Here is a 10,047-nt window from a genome sequence, read left to right as displayed (position 1 = left end):
GAAAAAGACCTCCTTCTTTCTTCTCCGCGGCAATACTGTTCCCCCGCCCCGCGCGGGCAATCACGGCCGCCCGTCATCGTCGCTCCTCTCCGCGCTCGTGCTCGCCCCCGCGCTCGTTTTCGTCCCTGTACTCGCGCTCGCCCCTGTGCTCCTCGCCTCCCTCGAACTCTTCCCCTCCGAAGTAGTCGCCGCAGAATTCGTCCCCGAAGGGGCCGCATCCCCAGTTAAAAGGTGGGTACCAGCCATAATAATATGGATAATAGGCTCTTTCCTTCTGCCAGAGATGAAGCTCCTTGACCGTGACTACCGGGTACGTGTAAGACCTCTGGGTCTTCGGGCTGGCCGTTGTCCTTTCGCCGGTGACCTCTCCGGCCAGCGTGACTTTCCTTCCCCTGTGGTATATCAAGGGGTCGAGGTAAGAGGAGCTTATGGCGATAAAGCGCCCCTGGCTGGAATCGGCGTCCCCGGGCTTTTCCCTCCATCCCAGGGGCGTTTCGAGGATAAAAAGCTCGGTGCCGCCGTCGAGGACAACCGTTTTGATAATCACGCCTCCCCATACGACCAGGGATCCTTTAAAGGCGGCGGGGTCCTCGAGGACCATGGTGAAGGTCACGTTCGGGGCGGCCTCTTCCCTGTACCGCTTCGATATCGGGGGGGCGCAGGAAAGTATGAAAACCAAGGCGGACACAAGCAAGAACAGGCGTCCAGAGAATCCGTACCGCGTCATATCCGGCCCCCTTCCCTCCGGCTCCCTGTTTTGTTAACGGCTCTTCCTTTCCTCTTGGCCGCCGGCGGAAAGGCATCGAGCGAACACGCGCCGGTTAAAAAGTAAGTATCACAGCCGGTGACGGCTGTCAACACTTTCTTTCATGGACGGCCCCCGACGAAGGCCACGGCGGCGCGTTCCGGGCGGCGTGCCTTATTGAATTGCTTTACTGAAAAGAGTATAGTACGGCACGAAATTGCTTTTTGCGTGTGGCTTCACATAGGAGTAAAGGGACCGGGAGGGAGTCAAGCGGCTGGTCCTCCGTGAGGACGGCGGTGCTGGTGTTGTTTCTTGCGTCGGTCGTTCCCTCCGGTGCGGCCTTTGCTGAGGAGCCGGGCCGGGTCGGTGGATACTCTCTGGGAAGGGTGCACCTCTCGGTCAAGTACGACCGCATATACTTTGACCACGACGTCAAGCGGTTCTGGGGAATTGACGAAGGGGACTATCTGGGTTTGGACCTCTATGTGCGGGTCCAGCCCGATACGTACGTGGGCGTGGAGATAGGCAGGAGCGAAGCAACGAACGTCACCGATGCCGGCGGCGATTTCTTCTCGTCCGTCGACTTCTACTCCTTCGAAGCGAACGTGAAGCAGGCCATTGCGCTGACCCGCGGCCTCTCGCTGGACATCGGCGCGGGCGTCGGCATCATATGGATTGATGGAAAGGAGGTGTTTATCGGCATCGAGGGGCCGTCCAGCACAAAGCTTGCGGATGCCGGGGAGGCGTGGCAGGTCTTTGTGAACGCCAACTGGAGGACAAGGTTCGTTTTCATCGGCCTGAACACGAAATACCAGTTCGCGTATGACGTGTGGGGGGTGGATTACAACAATTTCAGGTTCGGCGGGCATGCCGGCTTTGTCTTCTGATTCCCGTGCCCGGTTTCAGGTCCCTGTCTCTACTCGTGGCGAAGCGCGTCTATGGGGTTGAGGCGCGCGGCCTTTTGGGCGGGGAAATAGCCGAAGAGCACGCCCACCGCTCCCGAAAAGACGAAAGCCACCACAACGATGCCCGCGTTCAGGACGAGGGGGACGCCCAGCACCTGCGTGCCCGCATAGGCGGCCGTAAGACCCAGCACAATGCCGATGAGCCCGCCAAAGGACGACAGCGCCACCGCCTCCACGAGAAACTGCGTGAGCACGTCGCGCTCCATGGCGCCGACGGCCAGCCGTATGCCTATCTCGCGCGTCCTCTCCGTGACCGACACCAGCATGATGTTCATGATGCCTATTCCGCCGACCAGAAGGCTCACGGCGGCCACGGCTCCCAGAAGGGCGGTCAGCACGCGGGTCGTCCCCGTCAGCGCGGCCACTATCTCCTTCATGTCCCTGACGTAGAAATCGTCGTCCTTGCCCGCCGATATCTTCCGGCGCTCGCGCATCAGCCGCTCGATGTCCCGCTTGACCTTGTCGGTGGAGACACCGTCCCGGGCGGAGACGAGGATGTTGCTGACGTCGGTGTTGCCCGCTACGCGCCGCTGAAAGGCGCGCAGGGGGATGAGGACGAGGTCGTCCTGGTCCCTGCCGAAACTGGTCTGCCCCTTGGACTGGAGGACTCCGATTACCTGGCAGGAGAGCTTTTTCAGGCGAATGGAGGACCCGGCGGGGTCCTGCCCGCCGAAGAGCTCCTGGCGCACCGTGGAGCCGAGGATGCAGACGGCCTTCCCTCCGCGCATCTCTCCCTCGGTGAACCGGCGTCCGCTTTGAAGGGCCCAGTCCTTGACCTCGAGATAGGCGTTTGTGGTTCCCATAACCGTGGTGGACCAGTTTTCGTTCCCGTAGATGGCCTGCATCGACTGCGAGGCGGTCGGCGCGACGGCGGCCAGCCCGGAGACGTCCCGCAGTATGGCCTCGGCGTCGTCCACCTCGAACATCCTGGCCGGCGCCCGCCTGCCCCCGGGACCGTGAAACCGCTGCCCCGGCCTTACCTGGAGCATATTGCTTCCCAGGCTGGAAACCTCGGTGGCCACCTGCACGGTGGCCCCGCTGCCCAGCGTCACCATGGTGATAACCGACCCGACGCCGATGACGATTCCCAGAATGGTCAGCGACGACCTGAGGACGTTGCGGCGAATTTCCCGCAGGGCCAGCATGAAGGCGTTGAATACCATCAGGCGGCTTGGCCGTTCCTTTCGTCGGCGTCCAGGAGGCCGTCGATAAAGCGCATGGTGCGCTTCGCGTAGGCGGCCATGTCCGGTTCGTGGGTCACCATCACCACGGTTATGCCTCTTTCGTGGTTGAATCGCGCCAGCATCTCCATGATCTCGCGGCTCCGGGCCGAATCCAGGTTTCCCGTGGGCTCGTCGGCCAGCAGGACGTCGGGCTCGGTAACGAGGGCGCGGGCGATGGCCACCCGCTGTTGCTCCCCTCCGGAGAGCTCGGCGGGGGTGTGTTTCTCCCAGCCCCTCAGGCCGACGGCTTCAAGGGCCAGGAGGGCGCGGGCGTGCCGCTCGGCCACGGGGGTGCCCCGATAGACCAGGGGCAGCTCCACGTTTTCCAGCGCCGAGGTCCGGTCCAGGAGGTTGTACCCCTGGAAAACGAACCCCAGGTAGTGCCGGCGCAGCAGGGCGCGCTTGTTGCGCGAGAGTTTGCTGACGTCGAGTCCCTGAAACAGATACGCCCCGGACGTCGGGGTGTCCAGAAAGCCCAGGATATTCATGCAGGTGGATTTCCCCGATCCGCTCGGCCCCATCACGGCGACGAAATCGCCGCTTTCGATGCTCAGGTCGATGCCGCGCAGAGCCCGCATCGCCGCGTGGCCCCTGCCATAGACCTTGCTCACCTTCTTGAGCACAATCACGGGACCTTGCGAACGCGGGGCGTCTTCCTTCACTTCCCGGGGACCTCGATATCCACGACCAGGGCCGTCCCGGGCTCGACGTCACCGCTCAGGACCTCGGTCATCAGCCCGTCGGAGGACCCGGTGGCGATGTCAAGGGGCACGAGCCGTCCCCCTTTCAACGTCCAGACGCGTTTGAGCCTCTGATTCGCCGCCTCGGTCCTGGGCCTTTCCGACGGCGTCCTGCGCGGATGCGGAAAGATTCTGCGGATAAGGCTTCGGTTGTTGTTGGAAGGAGCCTTCTTCACGCGTTCGGGCGGCGCGAAGCGGAGAGCCGCGTTGGGCACGAGAGTGGCGTCCTCTATCTTCTCCACCGTGATGTCCGCCGTGGCCGTCATGCCGGGCCTGAGCGAGAGGTCGGCGTTGTCCACGCTGAGCACCGTCTCGTAGGTAACGACGCCCTCCAGGGTCTGCGAGCCGAAACGCACCTGGGTAATCCTGGCCCGGAAGCTCCGGTCCGGGTAGGCGTCCACGGTGAAGACGGCCTCCTGCCCTTCCTTCACCTGCCCCACGTCGGCCTCGTCCACGGCCACGTGGAGCTCCATCTTCGTCAGGTCCTCGGCCAGGGTGAACAGAACGGGGGCCTGAAGAGAGGCCGCCACGGTCTGCCCGGGCTCGACGTTCCGGTTCAGGACGACGCCGTTTATCGGTGAGCGGATGACCGCTTTGGAGAGGTTCGTCCTGTTTGCGTCCAGGGTGGCCCGGGTCTCGGATATCGCGGCCTTCGCGATGGCCACCCCGGCTTCCGCCCGTTTCACGGTCGCCTCGGCGGCGTCGATGTCGCGCTGTGAGGGCACCTTCCCTTTGCTTTGTTCCCATACGTGTTTGAGCCGCGCCAGGTCGTTGCGCGCCTCCACCGCGGTGGCCTGTGCTTCCAGGAGCCCGGCCCGCGCCGATTCCAGCGCGGCCTCGGATTGCTGCACCTGGGCCTGGAGCTTGTCGGTGTCCAGCCGCGCGAGCACCTCGCCGGCCTTCACCTGGTCGTTATTGTCGACCTGGACGGTCTCTATGGTCCCCGATACCTCGCTTCCCACGTCCACCTGGTTTACGGGCTCCAGCGTCCCCGTGGCGGTGACCGTTACGATGAGGTTCCCACGCCGGGCCTCCTGGGTCTTGTACACCGGGGGTTTGTTCCCGGCCTCTCTCCACCACAGAACCACGGCCGTGGCCAGTGCCAGCAGAACGAGCCCCACGATGAGCCATCTCTTGAAGTGCCTGCCCCGGTCCGATGCCTCTTCCATGCCCAGCGTGCGGGCAATATCCGTTTCGCGGTTGGTTTCCGGTTTCATTTTCCATCTCCCGGGCTCTCGGACTGCATCTGCGGCGTGCCGGGGGCATGCGCCAGGGATGTCCATCCTCCGCCGAGCGCCTTGTAAAGGCGTATCAGGTCGGCCGTGACCTCGCCCTCGCTCGTGGCCAACTGGTCCTGGAGGCTCAATAACGAACGCTGGGCGTCCAGGACCACCTGGAAATCGATGAGCCCCGACGCATACTGGCTTTGCGCAAGGTCGACGGCGCGCTGCGCGGCCTCCGAAGCCCGGAGCAGCGACTCCCGCCTGACCTGCTCGTCGGCATAGGCGGCCAGCGCGTTTTCGGCCTCCTCCAGGGCGGTGAGGACCGCCGCCTCATATTGTATCAACGCCTGCTCCTGAAGTGCATCCTGCACCTCGATGTTCCGCCGTATGCTGCCCGCACTGAAAATGCTCCATGTGAAACCGGGCGTGACCCTGTACGTGCGGCTTCCGGTGGAGAAAAGATTATCCAGCGAGAGCGCTTCGAGGCCTATGGAGCCGGGCAGGGTGAATTTGGGATAGAGCTCGGCCGTCGCCACGCCGACCCGGGCGGTCTGCGCCGCCAGCCGGCGTTCGGCGCGCCGGATGTCGGGCCGCCGCCTGAGGGCCTCGGCGGGCACGCCGACGGCGACCTCATAGGGCGCCCGGGGGATGGGCTCTCGCCCCGAGAGCTCCTCGTCCGCGGAGCCCGGGTTGGCTCCCAGCAGCACGGCAATCCGGTTTCTGGCCTGCTGAAGGCCGGTCCGCAGGGTCGGTATCCGGGAGCGGGTGTTTTCCATGTTGAACCGTGCCTGCTCCACGTCGAGCTGCGTGGCAAGCCCGGCTTCGAAGCGCCACCGGGTTATGTTGAACGTCTCCTCCTGGGCGGCGAGGTTCGCTTCCGCTATGGAAAGCCTGCTCTGAAACGAACGCACATCGACGTAGTTCAGGGCTACTTCGGCAAGCAGCGTTACGAGCACGTCGCGCAAATCCTCTTCACTGGCCTGGAGGTCCGCGGAGGCCGCTTGGACGGAGCGCCTGATGCCGCCGAACACGTCCAGCTCCCATCTGGCATCGAAGCCGGCGGAGTAGAGGTCTCTTTCGGCGCCGCCGCCGGTTTCTTCGCTGCTCCGGCTAAAGCTCGCGGAGCCCGTGGCATCGACGGAGGGGAAAAGCGCGGCCTTGCTCAGGCCGCGGCGTGCGCGAGCCTCCCGGACGCGCGCTGTGGCTTCGCGCAGGTCGAGATTGGCCTGGACCGCCCGGTCTATCAGGCTCGTCAGCACCGGGTCATGAAGCGTGGACCACCACCGGGCCAGGGCCTTTGTATTCACGCTTTCGGCACTCAGGCCCCCGCCCAGCTCGGCGTTCCACGTGGCGGGAGCCTTCACTTCGGGAGGGACGTAGTTCGGCCCCACGGGGGCGCACGCCGCGAGCATGCACGTTATGGCGAGCCCCGATGCCAGCCTAACAGCCGAACCAAAACCCGTTTGGAGCCTCCTTTGGCTGCGTGCGAGGGGGAGCGTCCGAACCCATGGGCGGAGGAAGCCCCGGCGCACCTCGCGCCGGGGCCGTGCCGTATCCTTTTGCCGACCGGTCGGTCCTTATCCTCTTGAAACCCCGGAAGACTTTAATTTTTTATCTCGATTCCGCATCGTCCCGTGAACCATACCGTGCTCCCCTAAATCCATGGGTACACTAATACAATAATACAAAAATACCCGTCCGCGCACCGTCCCTTCACTTCGCGTTCGGATGGAACAGTTGATTCCCGTGCTCGTCGGTGAAGGAGCCGATGGCCTTCTGGCCGTCCTCCGATATCAGCCAGTTGATGAAGGTCATGGCCGCGTCGTATTTGACGTGCTTGTGGCGCTTGGGGTTTACGGCCATGACGCCGTACTGGTTGAACAGGGTGGGGTCTCCCTGAAAGAGAATGGCGAGGGCGAGCTTCTCCTTGTCCTTGAGGCTCAGGAGGGTGCCCCGGTCGGTGAGGGTGTAGGCGTCCTTCTCGCTTGCGATGCGGAGGGTCTTGGCCATGCCCTGACCCACCTCCAGGTACCAGGACCGTCCCGCGGGGTCTATTTTCGCCGTCTTCCAGAGGAAAAGCTCCTTGTGGTTCGTGCCGGAGTTGTCCCCCCGGGAGACGAAGGGCGCACCGGCCCGGGCGATGGAGGCCATGGCCTCGGAAGCCGTGGACGCCCGGCTCACGCCTGCGGGGTCCTTGGGGGGACCCACGATGACGAAGTCGTTATACATGACGTCGTGCCGGTTGACGAAGTAGCCCTCGCGCAGGGCCTTTAGCTCCAGGTCCTTGGCGTGCACCAGGACCACGTCGGCGTCGCCCCGCTTGCCGGTCTCTATGGCCGCCCCCGTGCCCACGGCCACCACGCTGACGTCTATGCCCGTCTTCTTCTTGAAAAGCGGCAGGAGGTACTCGAAGAGCCCTGAGTTCTGGGTGCTGGTGGTCGACGCACAGACGATGCGCTCCGCCCACGCGGTGGATGCCGTTAAAACCAAGATCAGTACGAAAAACAGGATGCGTCTCATGATTCCTCCTTTTCAAACCGGAGCACGTCCTGCCCGGTTGCGAGATGTTCGGAAAACATCGCCTCAAGCCGCCTGAACAGGCCGATGGCCTCCAGGCCGGCCTCGGTAACCACCGTCCCTCCCCCGCCCCTGCCTCCGGCGGCGGTGAGGACGAAGGGCCGCGGGGCTTGCCGGTTCATGGAATCGATAAGCTCCCAGGCGTGGCGGTAGGACATCCCCATGGACTTGGCCGCCCGGGTTATGGAGCCCTGCTCCCTGATGCGCTCCATGAGGACCACGCGCCCGTAGCCGAGAAACGTCCCCTCGGGGCCGTCTATCCAGAACCGTCCCCGGAGGCGGAAGGGGGCGTCCCCGCCCCTCCGGGCACGCCGCCTTCTCCTCCGGGACTTCGAAAGACCCTTTTCCCTGTGGGGCATGGGCGTACTATACCGGGGGGAATAACGCTTGTCAAGGACCCGAAGGCTTTCCTGATGAGTGGAGGGAGCGCCCGGGGCCGGCGGATGCTCCATTCTCGGGGCATCCCGTCCGCGGCCTTTTTCGTCGCCGGTCCGTTATTCGCGGAGTATCTTGAGGGCGAGCAGGAGCAGGGTGCCCAGGGTAAAAAGGACGGCTCCCGCGAGGGCCCAGGGGGCGCCGGGCTCCCGGCTCAGCAGAAGCAGGACCGCACCGGGCCGGACGTCCTGGATATAGACGCCGATGCCCTCGTGGAAGGAGGGCCTGTTGGGGCCGACCACGTCCTCCTTGAGCGCCCGTCCCGCCTTGTAATAGGCCACGGTGGCCCGCCAGTCCAGGGGGAAGCCTTCGGAGCTTACGGCCACGTCCACGTCCTTTACGACCATGGTGGTCTCCCCGGGCAGCCGAAACCGGGAGCCCTCGCGGGCAAGGACGTTCTGCTTGGCCGCCCCGGCGGCACTGACCAGGTGGGCCAGGAGCAGCAGGAGAAAGCCGGCGTGGATTATCTGCGGGGAGATGATGAGAAGAAAGCGCCGCCCTTCGCGCTTCCGCATGAGGGAGTCCAGGCTGCAAACCAGGGTGTTCAGAGTCAGGAGGATGAGCACGCCGATGGCGCCCCAGAGCCACCAGGTGGCCCTCAGGGGGGCGGCCCCGAGCCAGTAAAAGAGGGCCGAGGCGTTCATCGTCCCGTAGGACGGCAGGACGGGCATGAGCACCGCCCCCGCCACGAAGAACCCGATTTCCACAAGGAGAAGCCAGAGGGCCGTCCGCGTGGAAAGCAGGGCATCCAGGATACCCCCGAGAACGCTTACGCCGGGTTTCATTCTTTCAGAAGCTGTGGGAGCTCTTCATGAGGAGCCCCACCCCGAGGTAGGTAAAGATGACCACCGCGAAACCCGCCGTCCCCAGGACCGCCGAGGGCCTCCCCGCCCAGCCGCCCACGAGGCGGGCGTGCAGGTAGAGGCTGTAGTACAGCCAGATAAGGACGGTCCAGAGCTCCTTGGGTGTCCAGAGCCAGTACGTCCCCCAGGCCAGGTGGGCCCAGACCCCGCCGAATATCATGGAGATGCTGAAGACCGCGTACCCGAGGAAGGCCACCCGGTACTGAAGGCGCTCTTCCCGCAGCCCCGGGCTCCGGAGGTAAAGGACGCCCAGGACCGCTGCCACGCCGAACAGGGCGTAGGAGAAGAAGGACAGGGCCACGTGCAGCTCAAACCAGTGAGTATCGAGCACCGGCGGAAGGGGCCCCATGTGGGGCGGCCGAAGGAGCGAGAGCACCGTGAAGAGGGCCGCCATGCCGGAGCAGGCGGAGAGAAATTTCCTCTCCGGATATTCCGTGATATAGACGGCGGCGGCGAACCCCGCCAGGGAAGCGGAGAGGAAATTCAGGGTGTCGTGCACGCCCACCAGGGGGAGGCGGCCGATGAGCGCGCCCCGGTAAAGGAGATAGCCCGACTGAAGGAGAAAGCCCGCGTAAACGAAGGGCCGCGAGACGATGCCGACAAGATAAAGGGCGAAGGCCGCCGCCGCGGGTATCACCGCCCCCGGTCCTCCTTTGCCCTGAAGAGGCGGGTCGTCGTGTCGCCCTCATCGGCGGGGCCGGTGCCCCCGGTGGGGCCGTCGCCCCCAAAAATCTTTCCGGGGTTCAGGATGCCCCGGGGGTCGAAGAGGCTCTTTATGCTCTTCATGAGCTCAAGCTCCCTCCGGGGGATTTCCATGCCGATGTAGGCCGCCTTGGTGAGGCCCACCCCGTGCTCTCCGGAGATGGTGCCCCCCAGGGAGAGGACCTTCTCGAATATCCGGGGGACCAGGGCCAGGGCCTTCCGGTAGTGCTCCTCCTCGGGCCGGGACATGATGTTGACGTGGATGTTGCCGTCTCCGGCATGGCCGAAGTTGACTATCCGAACGCCGCTTTCCTCCGAAAGCTCCCTCAGGGCCGAAAGCATGGCCGGCAGTTCGCTGCGGGGGACCACGATGTCCTCGTTTATCTTTCTGAGCTTCAGGTGGTGAAGGGCGGGGGAGACTGAGCGGCGGGCCTCCCAGAGGCGCTCCCGGGAGGCCTCGTCCAGGGCGGCCTGCACCTGGGCGCCGTGCTCCGAGAGGATGTCTATGGCCCTGGTGCCCTCCTCCTCCACGGCCCGGGGGTGGCCGTCCATCTCCACAAGGAGCAGGGCCTCC

General features: G+C 64.6%; 11 protein-coding genes. 1 reads left to right on the top strand and 10 read right to left on the bottom strand.

Features of this window, described 5'->3' with window-relative positions; genetic code table 11:
- Positions 1-73: 73 nt before the first annotated feature.
- Positions 74-727, bottom strand: coding sequence for a Slp family lipoprotein (locus tag P8Y39_10550; protein MEJ2192766.1), 654 nt, complete (start codon positions 725-727; stop codon positions 74-76).
- 320 nt (positions 728-1,047) lie between these two features.
- On the opposite strand from P8Y39_10550, the gene P8Y39_10545 reads away from it, so the two are divergent.
- On the top strand, positions 1,048-1,632 hold the full coding sequence (locus tag P8Y39_10545; protein ID MEJ2192765.1) for a hypothetical protein: 585 nt from the start codon (positions 1,048-1,050) through the stop codon (positions 1,630-1,632).
- A gap of 29 nt (positions 1,633-1,661) precedes the next feature.
- On the opposite strand, the gene P8Y39_10540 is transcribed toward P8Y39_10545, so the two are convergent.
- The 9 genes from P8Y39_10540 to P8Y39_10500 form a co-directional block, all read right to left on the bottom strand.
- Positions 1,662-2,873, bottom strand: coding sequence for an ABC transporter permease (locus P8Y39_10540; GenBank protein MEJ2192764.1), 1,212 nt, complete (start codon positions 2,871-2,873; stop codon positions 1,662-1,664).
- On the bottom strand, positions 2,873-3,511 hold the full coding sequence (locus P8Y39_10535) for an ABC transporter ATP-binding protein (GenBank protein MEJ2192763.1): 639 nt from the start codon (positions 3,509-3,511) through the stop codon (positions 2,873-2,875). Before P8Y39_10535 ends, P8Y39_10540 begins: the two co-directional genes overlap by 1 nt.
- 80 nt (positions 3,512-3,591) lie before the next feature.
- Positions 3,592-4,890, bottom strand: a complete 1,299-nt coding sequence (locus P8Y39_10530; protein MEJ2192762.1) for an efflux RND transporter periplasmic adaptor subunit — start codon at positions 4,888-4,890, stop codon at positions 3,592-3,594.
- Positions 4,887-6,308 (bottom strand): efflux transporter outer membrane subunit, encoded by a 1,422-nt coding sequence (locus P8Y39_10525; GenBank protein MEJ2192761.1) that lies wholly within the window; start codon positions 6,306-6,308, stop codon positions 4,887-4,889. The genes P8Y39_10530 and P8Y39_10525 overlap by 4 nt, the downstream gene beginning before the upstream one ends.
- 301 nt (positions 6,309-6,609) lie before the next feature.
- Positions 6,610-7,416 (bottom strand): extracellular solute-binding protein, encoded by an 807-nt coding sequence (locus P8Y39_10520; GenBank protein MEJ2192760.1) that lies wholly within the window; start codon positions 7,414-7,416, stop codon positions 6,610-6,612.
- A complete protein-coding gene (locus P8Y39_10515) occupies positions 7,413-7,832 on the bottom strand; it encodes a LysR family transcriptional regulator (protein ID MEJ2192759.1) in 420 nt (139 codons plus the stop codon). The genes P8Y39_10520 and P8Y39_10515 overlap by 4 nt, the downstream gene beginning before the upstream one ends.
- Positions 7,833-7,967: 135 nt before the next feature.
- On the bottom strand, positions 7,968-8,693 hold the full coding sequence (locus P8Y39_10510) for a cytochrome C biogenesis protein ResB (protein MEJ2192758.1): 726 nt from the start codon (positions 8,691-8,693) through the stop codon (positions 7,968-7,970).
- A gap of 4 nt (positions 8,694-8,697) precedes the next feature.
- Positions 8,698-9,408, bottom strand: a complete 711-nt coding sequence (gene ccsA, locus P8Y39_10505; GenBank protein MEJ2192757.1) for a cytochrome c biogenesis protein CcsA — start codon at positions 9,406-9,408, stop codon at positions 8,698-8,700.
- A partial coding sequence (locus tag P8Y39_10500; protein MEJ2192756.1) for an FAD-linked oxidase C-terminal domain-containing protein occupies positions 9,405-10,047 on the bottom strand: 643 nt, incomplete at its 5' end. The genes ccsA and P8Y39_10500, both read right to left, overlap by 4 nt.

Source organism: Nitrospirota bacterium, assembly GCA_037386965.1.
Taxonomy (GTDB): domain Bacteria; phylum Nitrospirota; class Thermodesulfovibrionia; order Thermodesulfovibrionales; family JdFR-86; genus JARRLN01.
This window is presented reverse-complemented; position numbering and strand designations above follow the sequence as displayed.

Bases quoted from the DNA above. Each gene is read 5' to 3' on its own strand.
- P8Y39_10510 (MEJ2192758.1), bottom strand. From the start codon at position 8,693: ATGAAACCCGGCGTAAGCGTTCTCGGGGGTATCCTGGATGCCCTGCTT.
- P8Y39_10525 (MEJ2192761.1), bottom strand. From the start codon at position 6,308: ATGCTCGCGGCGTGCGCCCCCGTGGGGCCGAACTACGTCCCTCCCGAA.
- P8Y39_10535 (MEJ2192763.1), bottom strand. From the start codon at position 3,511: ATGCGGGCTCTGCGCGGCATCGACCTGAGCATCGAAAGCGGCGATTTC.
- P8Y39_10520 (MEJ2192760.1), bottom strand. From the start codon at position 7,416: ATGAGACGCATCCTGTTTTTCGTACTGATCTTGGTTTTAACGGCATCC.
- P8Y39_10515 (MEJ2192759.1), bottom strand. From the start codon at position 7,832: ATGCCCCACAGGGAAAAGGGTCTTTCGAAGTCCCGGAGGAGAAGGCGG.
- P8Y39_10540 (MEJ2192764.1), bottom strand. From the start codon at position 2,873: ATGGTATTCAACGCCTTCATGCTGGCCCTGCGGGAAATTCGCCGCAAC.
- P8Y39_10530 (MEJ2192762.1), bottom strand. From the start codon at position 4,890: ATGAAACCGGAAACCAACCGCGAAACGGATATTGCCCGCACGCTGGGC.
- P8Y39_10550 (MEJ2192766.1), bottom strand. From the start codon at position 727: ATGACGCGGTACGGATTCTCTGGACGCCTGTTCTTGCTTGTGTCCGCC.